Annotated in this window: 14 protein-coding genes and 1 riboswitch; of the genes, 5 read left to right on the forward strand and 9 right to left on the reverse strand. The window is 69.2% G+C overall.

The genetic code is table 11. The annotated features are described in order from the left end of the window. Window position 1: 1 nt before the first annotated feature. On the reverse strand, window positions 2–919 hold the full coding sequence (locus AKG07_RS00505) for a carbohydrate ABC transporter permease (protein WP_053095480.1): 918 nt from the start codon (window positions 917–919) through the stop codon (window positions 2–4). Window positions 920–1,079: 160 nt separating this feature from the next. Here AKG07_RS00505 and AKG07_RS00510 point away from each other — a divergent pair, with 160 nt between their 5' ends. Both AKG07_RS00510 and AKG07_RS00520 read left to right on the forward strand, forming a co-directional pair. Next, the gene (locus AKG07_RS00510) at window positions 1,080–2,069 is read left to right on the forward strand and encodes a LacI family DNA-binding transcriptional regulator (RefSeq protein ID WP_082297761.1); all 990 of its coding nucleotides are present in this window, start codon (window positions 1,080–1,082) and stop codon (window positions 2,067–2,069) included. 338 nt (window positions 2,070–2,407) lie between these two features. Then, on the forward strand, window positions 2,408–3,226 hold the full coding sequence (locus tag AKG07_RS00520; RefSeq protein ID WP_053095482.1) for a DUF559 domain-containing protein: 819 nt from the start codon (window positions 2,408–2,410) through the stop codon (window positions 3,224–3,226). Window positions 3,227–3,399: 173 nt separating this feature from the next. Here the strand turns inward: AKG07_RS00520 and AKG07_RS00525 are convergent, their stop codons facing one another. The 7 genes from AKG07_RS00525 to AKG07_RS00555 form a co-directional block, all read right to left on the reverse strand. Next, on the reverse strand, window positions 3,400–3,759 hold the full coding sequence (locus AKG07_RS00525) for a hypothetical protein (protein ID WP_053095483.1): 360 nt from the start codon (window positions 3,757–3,759) through the stop codon (window positions 3,400–3,402). Between the two features lie 92 nt (window positions 3,760–3,851). Next, complete coding sequence (gene ribH / locus AKG07_RS00530) at window positions 3,852–4,325, reverse strand: 6,7-dimethyl-8-ribityllumazine synthase (RefSeq protein ID WP_053095484.1); 474 nt, start codon at window positions 4,323–4,325, stop codon at window positions 3,852–3,854. Further along, window positions 4,322–5,590 (reverse strand): bifunctional 3,4-dihydroxy-2-butanone-4-phosphate synthase/GTP cyclohydrolase II, encoded by a 1,269-nt coding sequence (locus tag AKG07_RS00535; RefSeq protein WP_053095485.1) that lies wholly within the window; start codon window positions 5,588–5,590, stop codon window positions 4,322–4,324. Before AKG07_RS00535 ends, ribH begins: the two co-directional genes overlap by 4 nt. Next, a complete protein-coding gene (locus AKG07_RS00540) occupies window positions 5,587–6,216 on the reverse strand; it encodes a riboflavin synthase (RefSeq protein ID WP_053095486.1) in 630 nt (209 codons plus the stop codon). Before AKG07_RS00540 ends, AKG07_RS00535 begins: the two co-directional genes overlap by 4 nt. Then, window positions 6,216–7,250, reverse strand: a complete 1,035-nt coding sequence (gene ribD / locus AKG07_RS00545) for a bifunctional diaminohydroxyphosphoribosylaminopyrimidine deaminase/5-amino-6-(5-phosphoribosylamino)uracil reductase RibD (protein WP_053095487.1) — start codon at window positions 7,248–7,250, stop codon at window positions 6,216–6,218. The genes AKG07_RS00540 and ribD overlap by 1 nt, the downstream gene beginning before the upstream one ends. A 71-nt stretch (window positions 7,251–7,321) precedes the next feature. Beyond that, window positions 7,322–7,467, reverse strand: a riboswitch (FMN riboswitch). A gap of 54 nt (window positions 7,468–7,521) precedes the next feature. Further along, a complete protein-coding gene (locus tag AKG07_RS00550) occupies window positions 7,522–8,385 on the reverse strand; it encodes an Fpg/Nei family DNA glycosylase (protein WP_053095488.1) in 864 nt (287 codons plus the stop codon). Window positions 8,386–8,418: 33 nt separating this feature from the next. Continuing rightward, on the reverse strand, window positions 8,419–8,982 hold the full coding sequence (locus AKG07_RS00555) for a GNAT family N-acetyltransferase (protein ID WP_053095489.1): 564 nt from the start codon (window positions 8,980–8,982) through the stop codon (window positions 8,419–8,421). 80 nt (window positions 8,983–9,062) lie between these two features. Between AKG07_RS00555 and mfd the strand changes: the two genes are divergently transcribed. Beyond that, entirely contained in the window at window positions 9,063–12,641 is a 3,579-nt protein-coding gene (gene mfd / locus AKG07_RS00560) for a transcription-repair coupling factor (RefSeq protein WP_053095490.1), read from the forward strand. A gap of 25 nt (window positions 12,642–12,666) precedes the next feature. Here mfd and AKG07_RS00565 read toward each other — a convergent pair whose 3' ends face one another. Next, the gene (locus AKG07_RS00565; protein WP_053095491.1) at window positions 12,667–13,548 is read right to left on the reverse strand and encodes an SDR family oxidoreductase; all 882 of its coding nucleotides are present in this window, start codon (window positions 13,546–13,548) and stop codon (window positions 12,667–12,669) included. Between the two features lie 152 nt (window positions 13,549–13,700). On the opposite strand from AKG07_RS00565, the gene AKG07_RS00570 reads away from it, so the two are divergent. Both AKG07_RS00570 and AKG07_RS00575 read left to right on the forward strand, forming a co-directional pair. Further along, the gene (locus AKG07_RS00570) at window positions 13,701–14,327 is read left to right on the forward strand and encodes a gamma carbonic anhydrase family protein (protein ID WP_053095492.1); all 627 of its coding nucleotides are present in this window, start codon (window positions 13,701–13,703) and stop codon (window positions 14,325–14,327) included. Further along, a complete protein-coding gene (locus tag AKG07_RS00575) occupies window positions 14,324–17,419 on the forward strand; it encodes an aminotransferase (protein ID WP_053095493.1) in 3,096 nt (1,031 codons plus the stop codon). The genes AKG07_RS00570 and AKG07_RS00575 overlap by 4 nt, the downstream gene beginning before the upstream one ends. Window positions 17,420–17,473 lie beyond the last annotated feature (54 nt).

The raw sequence follows: 17,473 nt of genomic DNA on the forward strand, positions 1-17,473 counted from the left end.
GTCAGCGCACCTCCGACTTCGAGCCGCGCAGCTGCACGACGTAGGCGATCGCTGCGGTGATGACGCCCATGATGATGGCGATCGTCGCGGCGTAGTTGAACTGCTGTCCGGCGAACGAGAGGTTGTACGCGTACATGTTGGGGGTGAAGTACGTCGTGATCACGTTCGGAGCCAGGGGCCGCAGGATGTTGGGTTCGTTGAAGAGCTGGAAGCTGCCGATGATCGAGAAGATCGTGGCGATCACGAGAGCACCGCGCACCGAGGGGATCTTGATCGAGAAGATCGTGCGCCAGGCACCCGCGCCGTCGAGCGACGCCGCCTCGTACATGTCGGTGGGGATGGTCTTCAGCGACGAGTAGAAGATCAGCATGTTGTAGCCGACGAACTGCCAGGTCACGATGTTGCCGATCGAGACCAGGATCCACTCCCGGGCGAAGGGCGTGATGAGGTCGCTGCCGAGGAAGTCGTTGAAGTTCGACGTCAGACCGAACTGGTCGCCGTAGATGTACCCCCACATGAGCACCGCGACGACCGCGGGCACCGCGTACGGCAGGAAGATCAGGATGCGGAAGAACGATGCGCCGCGCAGGCGTGCGCTGTCGAGGGCGAGCGCCGCGGCCAGCGCCAGGACGAGCATGATCGGCACCTGCACCACGAGGAACAGCACCACGCGGCCGAACGCCTCCCAGAACTGCGGGTCGGTGAGCGCGCGGACGTAGTTGTCGAACCCGACGAACGCCGTGCCGCCGATCAGCTTCTCCTGGAAGAAGCTGAGGTAGAGCGCGTAGGCGAGCGGGGTCAGGAAGACCAGGGCGAAGACGACCATGAACGGGCCGACGAAGGCCCATCCCTTCCAGTCGCGCTTCTCGCGCCGGCGGATGCCGTGGTCCGCCAGGGCTGCGGAATCTTGAGTCGTCATTGACGAGAACCTTCTTAGAGATCGGGCGCTCACGGCGCCGTGTGTCAACGTCAACATATTCGATGCACTGCTAGTGTGTCAACGTCAACACATGAATGGATGAGTGCTCGTGACCTCGGTACAGTCGGCAGAGCCGCCGCAGCGGCGGCGAGACCCCTCCATGGAGGACGTGGCCCGCGAGGCCGGCGTCTCCGGACAAACCGTGTCGCGCGTCGTGAACGCGCGCGGCTACGTCGGCGCCGCCACCAGGGAGCGCGTCGAAGACGCCATGCAGCGGCTCGGCTACCGGCCCAACAGCGCGGCTCGTGCGCTGCGATCGGGCCGATTCCGGGCGATCGGCGTCATCATGTTCTCCTTCAGCTCGTACGGCAACCAGCGCACACTCGATGCGATCGCGGTGCGCGCCTCGCAGATGGGATACGCCCTCACCCTCATCCCCGTCGAGTCGAGTGCCCGCGACACCGTCGCGGGAGCCTTCCGCCGCCTGGAGGAGCATGCCGTCGACGGGATCATCATCGTGATCGAGGCGCATCAGCTCGACGAGGCCGAGGTCGAGATCCCCGACGGTCTGCCCGTCGTGCTCGTCGACTCGAACCGCGGCACGACTCACCCCTTCGTCGACACGGATCAGGCTCAGGGGGCGCGCCTCGCGACCGAGCACCTGCTCGACCTCGGCCATGAGACCGTCTGGCACGTCGCAGGACCGGCGAAGTCCTACTCCGCAGAGCGTCGACGCGAGTCCTGGCGCTCGACTCTCGTGGAGCGCGGCATCGAGGCACCCGATCCGCTGCAGGGCGACTGGTCAGCCGAATCCGGCTATCGCGCCGGGCTCCGCCTGCGTGACGACGACCGCGTCACCGCCGTGTTCGCGGCGAACGACCAGATGGCGATCGGCGTCGTGCGGGCATTCCGCGAGGCCGGTCGAGACATTCCCGGCGACGTCAGCGTGGTCGGGTTCGACGGCCTGCCGGATGCCGCCCAACTGTGGCCGCCGCTGACCACGGTGCAGCAGCATCCCGAGAAGGTCGGCGCTCTCGCGGTCGACGCCCTCCTCGCCGAGCTCGATGGGGGAGAGCGCAGTCAGACGCCGCTCGTCGGCACCGAGCTCATCGTGCGCGAGAGCTCGGCCCCGCCGCGCGCCGCGCGCTGACTCCGGCATCCTCTCGCGCGCTGACTCCGGCATCCTCTCGCGCGCCTCCCTCACTTCGGCTCGCCTCCTCGGCCCAGCTCGCCCGCTCGGCCCAGCTTCCCACCTCGGCCCAGCTTCCCCCCTCTCCCCAGCTCCTCGACGATGGGGAGGGGATCCTCGATTCGGAGGGTTACACGACGCACATCGACCTCCCCTGTGCAGATCTCCTCCGAATCGACGCACGCGATGAGGACGCGGGGCTTCTGCACGGATGGCGGACGCGCGAGTCTTTCCCCGACTCGCGGCTCAGGGCAGTCATTCTCGAGGTGAGAGTGCGCCTTTCATCCACTCTGGAGAGGATGAAGAAACCGATGGTGGATGCCGCGCGAGGCGCCGCGCGGGTGCGCGATCTGCTCGTCACCGGCGTCTCACGGTATGCGATCGGCGTAGCCGTCGACCGTGGCGAGCTGATCCGAGTTCGCAAGGGCTGGGTCGCGGCGCGCGATGCCGACCCGCTGCTCATCGCGGCCGCGCGGGACGGCGTCATACTCACCTGCGTCACTCAGGCGACGAGAAGAGGGCTGTGGGATGTCGGCCTCGCCGATCCCCACGTCGCGGCACCACCGCACGCCGGACACATCGCCGTTTCAGGACATGTGCACTGGGAGAAACCGGCAGTGCCACGAGTCCCTGGAACCCTCGAGGATCCGATCGAGAACGTCCTCGCCATCGTGGCGCGGTGTCAGTCACGGGACACCGCTCTGTCGATCTGGAATTCCGCGTTGCATCGTGGACTCGTCGATCTCGACATGCTTCGACGTCTCCCGCTGACGGAATCCGGTCGCGCTCTGATCGACGAGGCGACGCCGTTCTCGGATTCCGGCCTCGAATCGGTCGTCGTGCCGCGGCTCCGGTGGCTCGACCTGCCCCTGCGGCGCCAGACCTGGATCGCCGGGCATCGCGTCGATCTCCTCATCGGGGAGTGCCTGGTGCTGCAGATCGATGGCGGCCACCACGTCGGGATGCAGCGAACTCGCGACATCGAGCACGACGCGCGGGTGATGCTCCTGGGGTACCACGTCATCCGGGTGGGGTACGACCAGGTCATGAACCGGTGGGCCGAAGTGCAGGACGTGATCCTTCGGGCCGTCGCTCAGGGCCTCCACCGTCGTGGGTGAGCCGGCTCTCTCGGTCGCCGGTGTGGCGGCGATACGGAGGAGATCGTCGATTCGGAGGTTCGCAGGATTCGCACCGCCCTCCCGTGCGCAGATCCCCTCCCGATCGAGGGCGCCGGCGCGAGATCGATGCGTCCGAGGTCAGAATCCGCTGATCCGGCGGAAGGGAAGGAGAGTCAGCGCCAGATGGCGGCGATGCCCGCGTTGAGGGCGGTCAGGATGCCGACGAGCCAGAACATCGCGGGCGGCACGCTGCCGGACTTGCGCTGCTTCGACGTGCCGATGCCGAGGAGCGCACCGATCGCGAGCAGCACCACGAGCTTCGTGCCGATCTTGGCGTAGTTCATCTCGACGCCCTCCGGCAGACCCCACGGAGCGGCGAGGGCGAGACCCGCGATCGCTGCGATGGTCATGCCGATGCTCATCAGGCGCGTGAACTCGCGCCTGCCGCCGAACGCCTGCACCGCCCAGGCGCCGAACAGCACGGCGAAGCCGATGAGATGGACGAACAGAACGACGTGGCGCAGAGTCTCCATGCCCTCACGGTACGAGCACGCGGGACGCGCGCGCCACCAAGGGCAGGCTGACCTACCGGGCCAGGCTGACCTCAGCCACGCGAACGCCGGCCTCAGCCGCGCAGCGAGCGCACCAGGAGGGCCGTGCGCAGCGCGGCATCCGCAGCCTCCGCGCCCTTGTCCTCCTTCGAGCCCTCGAGTCCGGCGCGGTCGAGACCCTGCTTCTCGTCGTCGAGCGTCAGCACGCCGAATCCGACGGGCTTGCCCGCGTCGAGCGAGACCCGCGTCAGTCCGTCGGTCGTGGCTGCCGAGACGTATTCGAAGTGCGGGGTGCCTCCGCGGATGATCACGCCGAGTGCGACGACGGCATCCGCTCCACCTGCGAAGGCGGCTTGGGCGGCGAGGGCGAGTTCGAACGACCCCGGCACGCGGACGAGGCGGTAGTCGGCGTCCGCGTCATCGAGCACACGCTGGGCGCCGGCGATGAGGCCGTTCGTGATGACGTCGTGCCAGGTACCGGCGACGATGACGACCTTCAGGCCTCGTCCGTCGATCTTCTCGGTCTTGGGTGCTCCTGCGCCGCTCATGCGTCGTCCTTCCGTCCGTCGGCGAGAGCTTCTGCGAGCTCCGCCTCACCGATGATGTGACCCATGCGGTCACGCTTGGTCTCGAGGTACTGATGGTTGTTCGGTCCGACGCCGACGATCAGCGGCACCTGCTCGACGACATCGAGTCCGAGGGTGCGCAGCTGGTTCACCTTGTCGGTGTTGTTGGTCAACAGGCGAACCTTCGAGACGCCGAGATCGGCGAGGATGCCGGCCGCAGCCGCGTAGTCCCGTGCATCCGCGGGCAGCCCGAGTGCGAGATTCGCATCGACCGTGTCGAGCCCCTCCTCCTGCAGGCTGTAAGCACGGAGCTTGTTAATCAGGCCGATTCCGCGACCTTCATGGCCGCGCATGTAGATGACGATGCCGCCGTCCTGCTCGATCGCGTCGAGGGCGGCGTCGAGCTGCGGGCCGCATTCGCATTTGAGCGACCCGAAGGCCTCTCCGGTCAGGCACTCGGAGTGCACGCGCACGAGGGCGGTCTCGCCGGGCTCGCCCGACACGACGGCGATGTGATCGGTGCCGGTCACCCGGTCCTTGTAGGCGAGGAACCGGAAGGTCCCGTGCGTGGTCGGCACGGTCGCGTCGGCCCGCAGGCTGACACGACGACTGGCGCGTTCGGGCGACCAGCCGGTGGGGTCGACCTCGTTGAGGTGGGCGATGAGCTGCTCGATCGTGATGACCGGCACTCCGTCGCGTGCACCCAGCTCGATGAGTCCGGGCAGTCGCATCATGCTGCCGTCCTCTGCCACGACCTCGGCGATCGCGCCCACGGGCCGCAGGCCCGCGAGCTTCATCAGATCGACCGCGGCCTCGGTGTGGCCGCTGCGCTCGCGCACTCCGCCGTCGACGGCGCGCAGCGGCAGGACGTGACCGGGGCGGATGATGCTCGTCGCGGTCGAATCGGGATTCGCCAGGACGTTCAGCGTGTGCGCGCGGTCGTGCGCGCTGATTCCGGTGGTCACGCCTTCGGCCGCGTCGACACTCACGGTGTAGGCGGTCGAACGGGCGTCCTCGGAGGCGGCCACCATCGGCTGCAGGTTGAGGTTGTCGGCGAGGTCGGCGGGCATCGGCGCGCAGATGAACCCCGACGACCAGCGGACCGTCCATGCCACCCATTCGGGCGTGGCGAGCTCGGCCGACATGATGACGTCGCCCTCGTTCTCGCGGTTCTCGTCGTCTGCGACGAGCACGGGGCGCCCTGCGCGAAGGGCCTCGAGGGCTTCGGTGATGGTGGAAAGGCTCATCGCGAGCCTCCTTCCGGTGCTGCCCGGAACGCCAGCAGACGCTCGACGTGACGGGCGAGGATGTCGGTCTCGAGGTTGACGCGGTCGCCGACCGCGCGTGAGCCGAGGGTGGTGGCGGCGAGAGTCTCGGGGATGAGCGAGATCTCGAACCAGTGAGCGTCCGCGTCGACAGCGCTGACCGCGCTCACGGTGAGGGAGGTGCCGTCGACCGAGATGGAGCCCTTGTCGACCACGAGCGGCGCGAGGTCGTCGGGCAGCGAGATGCGCAGCACGCTCCACTGCTCGCCGGGTCGCACGTCGAGGACATCGCCGACGCCGTCGACATGTCCCTGCACGATGTGACCGCCGAGCCGCGCGCCGACCGGCATCGCCTTCTCGATGTTCACGCGGGTGCCGACGGATGCGCCGCCCAGAGCAGCCACGTCGAGGGTCTGCCTCATGACGTCGGCGTCGAAGGTGTCGCCGGTCGAGTAGACGACGGTGAGGCAGACTCCCGAGACCGCGATGGACTCGCCGTGCACGGCGTCGGAGACCGCTTTGGGGGCGCGAACCGTCAGCCGCCAGCCGTCTCCGGCGGGCGAGATCGCGGTGATCTCGCCGATCTCCTCGATGATTCCGGTGAACATCAGGCGGCTCCTTCTTCGGTGGTGAGCGCGGGATGAGCGATCGCGAGCAGGTCGGACCCGAGGGGCTGCCACTGGTCGATCGTCAGTCGTCGGGCGGCGTCGATGGACCCGACGCCGATGTCGGTCAGTGCCAGCCGATCGCCGCCGAGCAGCACCGGTGCGATGTAGACGAGCACGCGATCGGCGAGCCCCGCGGCGACGAAGGCGCTCGCGAGCGTCGGGCCCCCCTCGATGAACACGCTCTGGATGCCGCGAGCGTGCAGGTCGGCGAGCACTGCATGCAGATCATGGGTGTCGTAGAAGAGCGGAGTCTGCGGATGCCGGCGGATCGCCGCATCGTCTGGGGTGATGCGCGCGCCGATCACGACCGGGACGGGCTGGTGTTCATGGAGCGCCTCGCCGTCGCGAGCCGTCAGCGAGGGATCGTCGGAGAGCAGAGTGCCTGTGCCGACGACGATCGCATCGGCCGCAGCGCGACGTCGATGGACGTCCGCGCGGGCTTCAGGTCCGGTGATCCACTGGCTGCTGCCGTCGGATGCCGCCGCGCGGCCGTCGAGGGACTGCGCCCACTTCACGGTGACGTGGGGGCGGCCGAGGCGCTGAGCGGTGAGCCAGCCGTCGATGATGCGGTGTGCGACATCGCTCTGTTCGCCCGCATCGACGCTGACGCCCGCCGAGCGGAGGCGGTCGGCCCCGCCGCCCGAGACGGCTCCCGGATCATCGAGGGCGTAGACGACACGCGAGACGCCGGCCTCGATCAGCGCGACGGCGCAGGGGCCGGTGCGACCGGTGTGGTTGCACGGTTCGAGGGTGACGACAGCGGTCGCCCCCTCGGCGGCGCCGGCGGAGAGTCGCGAGAGGGCATCGACCTCGGCGTGGGGCGTTCCGGCACCGTGGTGCCAGCCTTCGGCGATGATCTCGCCGTCGGGGGAGAGGATGACGGCGCCGACCTGCGGGTTCACTCCGCGAGGGCCGAGCGTCGCGAGCTCGAGCGCACGGGTCATCGCCCGGCGTTCCGCCTCGTTCACTGCCATCCGTGGTCCTCTCTGAGGCTCCGGGGGATCTCCTCGAGGGAGACGTCGGCAGAACGCGCGCGCGGCGGCGCACCGTGCTGCCTCCCTTCCGGACTAGCGAGGCTGGGCCTCGCACCACCGTCGGTCCCGGAATTCCACCGGATCGGCATCTCGGAGAACCGAGACGCTCGCGGACTGTCACCGCCGGTTCGGATTCTCACCGACCCCGGAGCACGTTGATGCTCTGAGTGTACTCAACACATCCGGATGCATTTCATTCCGCGTCGAAGTGCTACTTGAGCAGCCGTGACAACCGGCGATCGGCGAGCGGTTTGCCACCGGTCTGGCACGTCGGGCAGTACTCCATCGAGCGATCTGCGAAGAAGACGCTGCGCACCGTGTCGCCGCACACGGGGCAGGCCTCGCCACGACGGGCATGCACCTGCATCCCACGGCGCTTGGCGTCTTTGAGGTCGGCCGGCGGCTTGCCCGAGGCCTCGGCGACCGCATCCGCGAGAGTCGTCTGCATGGCGGCATACAGGCGATCGACCTCGTCGTCGTCGAGCTTGTCGGCGATCGCGTACGGCGACATCCGCGCGGCGTGCAGGATCTCGTCGGAGTAGGCATTCCCGATTCCGGCGATCACGCCCTGATCGCGGAGCAAGCCCTTGATCTGCGTGCGCCGCCCCTGGAGCAGACCGCCGAAGACCTCCCGGGTGAACGACTCGTCGAGAGGGTCGGGCCCGAGCCGGGCGATCCCCGGGACGTCCTGCGGGTCGCGCACGACATACACGGCGAGCGACTTCTTGGTGCCGGCCTCGGTGAGGTCGAATCCGCTCTCGTCGTCGAGGCCGACACGGACGGCGATGGGTGACTTGCCGGGTTTGATCGGCGTCGTGGGCAGCGTCTCGTACCAGCGCAGCCAGCCCGCCTTGGCCAGGTGGAAGACGAGATGCAGGTCGTCGCCGCACGAGAGCACGACGAACTTTCCCCGTCGAGAGGCCGCAGTGATCTGCTGACCGTGCAGTGCGGAGTTCGGCGGGTCGTATGTCTTGAGCGCGGCGATCGCGCCCACGCTGGTTCGCACGATCGTCCGCCCCACCGCGCTCTGGGTGAGGAATGTGGTCAGGCCCTGTACTTCCGGCATCTCCGGCATGCGTTCATCCTGCCATCGGGGTCGGACACGCGACTAGAGCACCGGCCAGTCGACCGGTGTGCGGTCGTCGGACGCGAGGAGTCCGCCGAACCAGCCGTCGTCGCGGCCGCGCTCGCTCGTGAGCGCCTGGCGTGCGAATCCCTCGTAGCGGAACCCGAGCGCCCTCGCCGACCGTGCCGACGGGATGTTGCCCGCGACCGCCCGCCAGCCCAGCCGTGCGAGACCGAGCTCGTCGAAGCCCCAGTCGACGACGGCGCGCGCGGCCTCGACGAGGTAGCCGTTGCCGCGCGCGGCAGCGGTGACCCAGTATCCGAGCTCCGCGTGCCCGCCGGTGTGGTGCGGCGTGATGTGGTGCAACCCGATCGAGGCGACGAGTTCCTCGTCGCGATACGCGCACCAGATCGTCTGGCTCCCGTCGGCCCACCACTCGCCGATCAGGCGCACATAGTCCGCGGCATGCTCTCGCGTGTAGGGGCTCGGCACGGTCGTCCACCGCGGGATCTCCGGATCCTGGCAGGCTGCGACGATCGCGTCGATGTCCGACTCGTGCGGCACATGCAGCGTGAGGCGGTCCGTGGTGAGGGTGACCGGTTCCATCCCGGAATCCTAAGGGTCGGAGAACGCGTGTGCGGGCGGCTCCCGGTCCCGGTGTCGGCGGCCGCGACTAGGCTTGTCCGGTGACTGTTCCGGGGATTCTGCGCGCCTTGGAAGAGGCGTCTCTTTTTCGTGACGCCCTCGGCTGGGCGCAGACCGATGCCGATCTCGGCCTCGTCGACGGCCTCGACGCGCCGGCGCTCGCCGGCCTGCTCGAGAAGCGCCGCGCCGCAGGTCATCCCGCAGCGCTGCTGACCGTCGTCCCCACGGGGCGGCGCGCCGAGAGCCTCGCCGCAGCGCTCGGCGCCTACATCCCCGACGCCGAGGTCGTGACCTTCCCCGCGTGGGAGACACTGCCGCATGAGCGGCTGAGTCCCAGCCCCGACACCGTCGGTCAGCGACTGCAGACCCTCCGTCGCGTCGCCGAGTGGTCGGGTGACCACCCCCTCGTCGTCGTCGCCTCGGTACGAGCAGCGCTCCAGCCCATCGCCGGCAACCTCGGCGAGATCGCTCCGCTCGAGCTGCGCGCCGGCACGCGCGGTCATGAGCTCGACCGCGTCGTCGAGCAGCTGGTCGAGCGCGCCTACTCGCGCGTCGACATGGTGTCGCGTCGCGGCGAGTTCGCCGTGCGCGGCGGCATCCTCGACGTCTTCCCCGCGATCTCGGAACATCCCTTCCGCGTCGAGTTCTTCGGCGATGAGGTCGACCAGATCCGCGCGTTCTCCGTCGCCGACCAGCGCTCGCTTCCGGGCGACGTCGACGGCGTCGATCTGCCTCCGAGCCGCGAGCTGCTGCTGACCCCCGATGTGCGCGATCGTGCGCGGGCGCTGATCGGCGGCTTCCCGGCGATCGCCGGCATGCTCGAGAAGATGGCAGAGGGCATTCCGGTCGAGGGAATGGAGTCGCTGCTCCCGGCGGTGTCCGGTCCGCTCAAGTCCCTGGCCGAGTATCTGCCCGAGGGCAGCGCGACCGCGGTCGTCGATCCCGAGCGCTCCAGCGCGCGGGCCATCACGCTGGGCGAGACGAACCGCGAGTTCCTCGATGCGGCCTGGAGTGCGGCGACGTCCGGCGCATCGGCTCCCATCGACCTCGGCGCCGGCGACTTCCTCACCATCGCCCGACTGCGCGAGGTCGTCCGCGACCGTGGCGGCGTGTGGTGGCGGCTGAGCCCGTTCGCGATGGGTGGCGAGGCCGCCGAGACCATCGACGCCCAGGTCATCCCGTCGTTCCACGGCAACGTCGACGGAGCGATCTCGTTCGTCGACGCCAAGGTGGCCGAGGGGTGGCGCGTGGTGGTCATCGCCGCCGGTGCCGGACTCGTCGACCGCGCCCGCGACGTGCTCTCCGACCGCGGCATCGCCGCGCGCATCGTCTCCGAGCTCATCGAGGCGCCCGACACCGGCGTCGCGACGCTCGTCACAGGGTCCGTCGAGGCCGGCTTCCAGATCGGCGAGGCGAAGCTCGCCGTCCTCACCGACAACGAGTTCTACGGCCGCACCATCGGCGGCGACCAGCGGGTCGTCAAGAAGCTCGCCTCGCGTCGCAAGAACGTCGTCGACCCGTTGCAGCTCAAACAGGGCGACTTCGTCGTGCACAACACCCACGGCATCGGCCGCTTCGTCGAGATGACGCAGCGCGAGGTCTCCACGGGCGGCCGCAATGCGACCAAGTCGGTGCGCGACTACCTCGTGCTCGAGTACGCGCCGTCGAAGCGCGGCTACCCGGGCGACAAGCTCTACGTGCCGACCGACCAGCTCGACCTGCTCTCGAAGTACGTCGGCGGCGAGGGCCCCACGCTCTCGAAGATGGGCGGCAGCGACTGGTCGCAGGCGAAGGGCAAGGCGCGCAAGGCCGTGCGCGACATCGCCGTCGAGCTCGTCAAGCTGTATTCGGCGCGGATGAGCGCCAAGGGGCATGCCTTCGGTCCGGACACGCCCTGGCAGCGCGAGCTCGAAGAGGCGTTCCCGTTCGCGGAGACCCTCGATCAGCTGCAGACCATCGACGAGATCAAGGCCGACATGGAGCGGCCGATCCCGATGGACCGCCTGCTCTCGGGCGATGTCGGGTTCGGCAAGACCGAGGTCGCCGTGCGTGCGGCGTTCAAGGCGATCCAGGACGGCAAACAGGTCGCGATGCTGGTGCCGACCACGCTTCTCGTGAAGCAGCATCTCGAGACCTTCACCGAGCGCTTCGCCGGATTCCCGGTCAAGGTGCGGCCGCTGTCCCGCTTCCAGACCGACAAGGAGGCTCGTCTCACGCTCGACGGCCTGCTCGACGGCACGGTCGACATGGTGATCGGCACGCATCGCATCCTCACCGACCAGGTCATGTTCAAGGACCTCGGTCTGATGATCATCGACGAGGAGCAGCGCTTCGGCGTCGAGCACAAGGACACCCTCAAGAAGATGAAGACCAACGTCGACATCCTCGCGATGAGTGCGACGCCGATCCCGCGCACGCTCGAGATGGCGGTCACCGGCATCCGCGAGATGTCGACGCTCGCCACCCCGCCGGAGGACCGGCATCCGATCCTCTCGTTCGTCGGCCCCCGCAGCGACAAGCAGATCGCGGCGGCGATCCGGCGCGAGATCCTGCGCGAGGGACAGGTGTTCTTCGTGCACAACCGTGTGCAGTCGATCCAGCGGGTCGCGGCACAGCTCGCCGAGCTCGTGCCCGAGGCGCGCATCGCGGTCGCACACGGTCAGATGGGCGAGCACGCGCTCGAGCAGGTCGTCGACGACTTCTGGGAGCGCAAGTTCGACGTGCTCGTCTCGACGACGATCATCGAGACCGGCCTCGACATCTCGAACGCGAACACGATCATCATCGACCGTGCCGACAAGTACGGACTCAGCCAGCTGCATCAGCTGCGCGGACGTGTCGGGCGAGGTCGCGAGCGTGCGTACGCCTACTTCCTCTACGACGAGATGAAGCCGCTGAGCGAGACGGCGGCTGACCGACTCCAGACGATCGCCGTGAACAACGACCTCGGCTCCGGCATGCAGGTCGCGCTCAAGGACCTCGAACTGCGCGGCGCGGGCAACCTGCTCGGCGGCGAGCAGGCCGGGCATATCGCCGGCGTCGGATTCGATCTCTACCTTCGGATGATCGGCGAGGCCGTCGCGACGTTCCGGGGCGAGGATGTCGAGTCGGGACAGGAGCTGCGACTCGAGCTGCCTCTGGACGCGCGTATTCCCGAGCACTACATCGACAGCGAGCGACTCCGTCTCGAGGCTTACCAGAAGCTCTCCGCCGCCTCGGCGGCCACGGCGAAGGACGACGCGATCGACCTCGTCATCGACGAGCTCACCGACCGCTACGGCACCCCGCCCGACGAGGTCGAGGGTCTGATCGCCGTCGCACGTCTGCGTCGGCGCGCGGCCAGAGCAGGACTCTCCGACGTGGTGGTCATGGGATCGAACCTGCGCATCGCGCCGGCGCGGCTCGAGGACTCGATCAAGGTGCGTCTGCAGCGGCTGTATCCCAAGGCGAAGCTGGTCGCCGGGGGTGAGGCCCTCGTCGTGCCCATGCCCACCGTGCCGGCCGCCGTGGGAGTCGGCCTCGAACCGCTGCAGGCGGCCGAGCTGCTCGAGTGGGTCGGGCAGCTGTTCACCGCGATCTTCCCCGAGCCCGTCTCGGCCGAGAAGACCGTCGACGCCTAGGCGCGGCGCAGCGACCTCGCGTGCGTCACAGCGAGAACCCGCCGTCCGTGGTCAGCACCTGACCCACCACCCAGGAGCCGGCGTCGGTGCACAGCCAGCCGATCAGCCGCGCCGGGTCGTCCGGTCGACCGACTCGGCCGAACGGCGTGCCGGCGATCCATTCGTCGACGCCGGAGAGATCGCGATCCGTGGTGTCCGCATCGAGGTAGCCCGTGTTCACGGGGCCCGGGTTGACGGTGTTCAGCACGATCCCGACGTCGAGCAGCTCCGCCGCCGTCGACCGCGTGATGCCCGCGAGCGCGGCCTTGCTCGTCGCATAGGAGATCTCTCCGCGCATCGCTCCGTGGCCCTGACCGGAGGTCATCCAGATGACGTGCGCCGTCGGCTTCTCGAACGGGCCGAGTGAGGGGATGCTGTCGCCCGGGCGGGCGACGGGGGTGTCCGCGCCGCCGAGCTCGACCCGGACTCGACGCGCCAGGCCCGCGGTGAGCAGCAGCGATGCGCGCGCGTTCGCCTGCCAGTGCGCGTCCAGCCGGTCGGCGGTCATGTCGAAGATCGTCCCGTCGCCTCCGCTCATCGCCTGATTGCAGACGACGATGTCGAGCCGTCCTGACAGCGAGGACGCCGCATCGAGCAGCGGTTCGATGCTGTCGGGGTCACGGAGATCCGCCTCGGCGTCGCCCATCACCGCTCCGGATGCGAGCGAGTCCCGGATGCCGGTGCGGACGGCGTCGAGATCGTCGCCGCCCCAGGGGTGGTCGAGATCATGCGGGCGGAAGTGATGGACGAACACGTTCGCGCCGAGGGAGGCGAGCGTCGTGGCGGTCGCGAATCCGATGCCGCGCCTGCGCGAGACGCCGGTCACGAGCGCGGTGCGTCCGAGCAGGGGAAGGTCGGCGGAGTGCATGAGGATGCCTTTCGATCGAGGATGCCGCGGCATGCCGAGGGGCGGCCGGAGGCGGGGGAGGGATCGAGTCACCTGCATTGCATGGGCGTTAGCGTAGCAGGACGCCGCCGTCGGCCTTCTCGTCCCGTGCGCTGCACCACTACGCTGGCGTCATGTTGTACGAGCACCTCGGGGCTCGGCCCCGGATCCATGACACCGCCGTCGTCGCTCCCACCGCCGTGATCTCCGGAGACGTGACGATCGGACCGGACTGCCAAGTGCTGCACGGCGCCGTGATCACCGCCGAGGGCGGGCCCATCACGCTCGGCGAGCACGTGATCGTGATGGAGAACGCGCTCATCAGGGCGACGGCCGCGAACGCCGTGCACATCGGCTCGCACACGCTCGTCGGAACCCTCGCGAGCATCGCGGGTGCGACCGTCGGCGAAGAGGTCTTCCTCGCGTCGGGCGCCCGGATCTTCAACGGCGCGCTGGTCGGGGACCGGTGCGAGGTGCGCGTGAACGCCATCGTGCACCGGCGGGCGGTGCTGCCGTCCGGCACCGTCGTGCCGATCGGCTGGGTCGCGGTCGGGGATCCCGTCCAGCTCCTCTCTCCCGACCGCGACGAGGAGATCTCCGCGGCCCAGCCCGAGCTCGACTTCCCGGGGCACGTCTTCGGCGTGGACCGCGACACCCCCGACCTGATGGTTCAGCTGACCGAGCGGTACGGCAGTTCCCTGGCCCGGCATGCCGACGACGTGCGTCTCGATGCCGACGGCCACGCGGCGGGCCGAGGGTGAGCGACGGCGCAGGGCTCGTCCGACCGGACATCAGCACGGAGGACGCCGCGCTGATCGCTCGCGACTGCTACGGGGTCGACGCCCAGGCGAGCGAGCTCGGGAGCAACCAGGACCGGAACTTCGTCCTGATCGAGCCGGACGGATCACGCAGCGTGCTGCGCGTCGACAACCCGGTGTTCGGCGACGACGCGAGAGCCGCGCAGCATGCGGCGCTCGACGCCTACCGCGCAGCCGGCGTTCGTGTTCCCACCGTGCTCCCCGGGCTCGACGGTGAGCTCACCCAGCGCTGGCGAGGATTCGCGGTGCGGCGCAGCGAGTTCGCCGAGGGCGAGCCGATGGTCGACGCGGGCTATCTCGCTCCCGTCGTCCTGGGGGAGTTCGGCACGCTGGCTGCGGCATCCGTGAACGCGCTCGCAGGTCTCGTGCATCCGGGGCTCGACCGTGAGCAGATGTGGGACATGCGCGTCGCGTACGAGCAGATCATCGCGCTGGCCCCGGCAGTGACCGAGGCCGAACTGCGCGTGCGCGTGCGCACGGCAGCCGATGAGGCTCACGCCGCTGTCTCGACCGTCGCTGCCGGCCTGCCTGTGCAGCCGATCCATGGCGACCTGACCGACGACAACGTCACCGGAATGCGCGGTGCTGACTCGCGGCTGCACCCGCACACGGTGCTCGATCTGGGAGACCTGGGTCTCGGTTGGCGCATCGCGGAACTGGCTGTCTGCGTCTCGTCGATGCTGCACCATGAGCCGGAGCGCCCGCTTCGCGCACTCGACACCGTCGCGGCGTTCCACGCCGATGCCCCGCTCACTCGCGACGAGGCGGTCGCGGTGTGGCCCCTCGTCGTGCTGAGAGCAGCGCTGCTCGTCGCGAGCGGCTGGCGTCAGCTCGCGATCGACGGGGACAACGACTACGCCCGCGAGAGGATCGAGGGGGAGCAGGCCATCTTCGACGCGGCGACCGCCGTTCCGCTCGCCGAGATGTCCGAGCACGTGCTCGCGCGGCTCGGGTTCGCGTCTCCGGAGTTCGAGATGTCGGATGCTGGGACTCCGGATGAGACTCCTGATGCGGGGACTCCGGATGCAGGGACTCCGGATGCTGGGACTCCGGATGCCGAGATTCCGGATGCCGAGATTCCGGGGGACGCTCCCGACGTGCCTGACGCTCCCGACGTACCCGACGCTTCCCGCCGGGAACTGTCGATGCTGCTTCCCGATCTCGACGGCCGAGTCCTCCTGGTCGATCCGGGCATCGAAGCCGAGGGGCTCGATGCAGGGCGCTGGTCGCATCCGGATGCCGAGGCGATTCTCGTGGCCGAGGCCCACGCGGCGGGTGCTCGCGCTGCCGTGGTTCCCTACGGCGTCTTCCGGCTCACCCGGACGACCGTCGACGCCGTGAGCGCGGCCGCCACCTGGCCGGTGGAGACGGAGGTGCATGTCGCCCCCGGTCCGTCGTCGCGACTGGTCGCGCCGACCGCGGGGGAGCTGAAGATCACCGACGACGGGGTGCACATCGAGCTCGACGGCGGGTGGAGGCTCGCGCTCCGTGGCACCGACATCGAGCCGAATCGCAGCGGGAGAGTCGAGAGGGGCGAGAGCATCGGCAGGCTCGCCGCATCCTTCGAGAACCGCACGATGGTCATCGGGCTGACGCGAGGGGATGCTCCGCCGCTCCGCTCCCCGCTGCCGAATCCGCCGATCGCCGCGCGGCTCGTCACCCCGGAACGCGTCGCGGCCTGGCGTCGCTTCACCGCGGACCCCGCTCCGCTGCTGGGCCTCCGGTCCGCCGCGCAGCGCGACGAGGCCGGTCAGGAGCTCGAGCGCCGCGAGCGCATCTTCGCGGCCGCACAGGAGCGCTATTACGAGCACCCGCCGCAGATCGAGCGAGGCTGGCGGCACCACCTCGTCGACACGACCGGTCGCAGCTACATCGACATGGTGAACAACGTCGCCGGGCTCGGCCACGGGCACCCGCGAGTCGCGGCGGCGGCGAACCGCCAGCTGAAGACTCTCGCCACGAACTCCAGGTTCCTGTTCCGCGGCCTCGCCGAGTACAGCGAGCGACTCATCGCGCTGATGCCCGAGGGGAGCGGCCTCGACACCGTGCTGCTCGTGAACAGCGGATCGGAGGCGGTGGACCTCGGCATCCGTCTCGCGCAGGCGGCCACCGGCCGACGAACCGTCGTCGCGCTGCGAGAGGCCTATCACGGGTGGACGATGGCGAGCGATGCGGTCACCACCAGCGCCTATGACAATCCTGATGCGCTCGCTACGCGTCCCGATTGGGTGCACGTCGCCGATGTGCCCAACTCGTTCCGCGGCACGCACCGCGGCCAGGACTCGGCGGACCGGTACCTCGCCGACCTCGCCGCCGACCTCGACCGCCTCAGCGTCGAGGGCCGGGATCCGGCGGGGTTCGTGTGCGAGTCCGTGCTCGGCAACGCGGGCGGGGTGGTCCTCCCCGACGGATATCTGACCGGTGCGTACGACCTCGTGCGTTCACACGGTGGCCTGTGCGTCGCCGACGAGGTGCAGGTGGGCTTCGGGCGCATGGGATCCACGTTCTGGGGATTCGAGCAGTCCGGAGTGATCCCCGACATCGTCACGATCGCGAAGCCGATGGGCAACGGCTTCCCGATCGGCGGCGTGATCACTTCGAAGAGGATCGCCGACGCGCTGAGCGAGCAGGGCCAGTTCTTCTCCTCGGGCGGTGGCAGCACGCTCAGCAGCAGCGTCGGCCTCGCGGTCCTCGATGCCATGGTCGAGGACGACCTGCAACGCAACGCGCTCGACGTCGGTCGGCATCTGGCGGAGTCGCTCCGTGCACTCGCGCAACGGCATCCGATCGTCGGGCCCGTGCACGGGCAGGGGCTGTATCTCGGGGTCGAGCTCGTGCGCGACCCCGAGACCCTGCACCCGGCGGCGGCCGAGGCGGCCGCGATCTGCGAGAGGCTTCGCGAGCTCGGCGTGATCGTGCTCACCACCTCGGAGCGCTCGAACGTGCTGAAGATCAAACCCCCGCTCTGTCTGTCGGTCGAGAGCGCCGACCATGTCGTCGCGATGCTCGACCGCGTGCTCACCGAGGGCTGGTGATCGAGCGGGGTCTTCGAATCGAGTCGGTTCTCGGCATGTTAAATGCGTATTTCG

The organism is Microbacterium sp. CGR1, assembly GCF_001266755.1.
Lineage (GTDB): Bacteria > Actinomycetota > Actinomycetes > Actinomycetales > Microbacteriaceae > Microbacterium.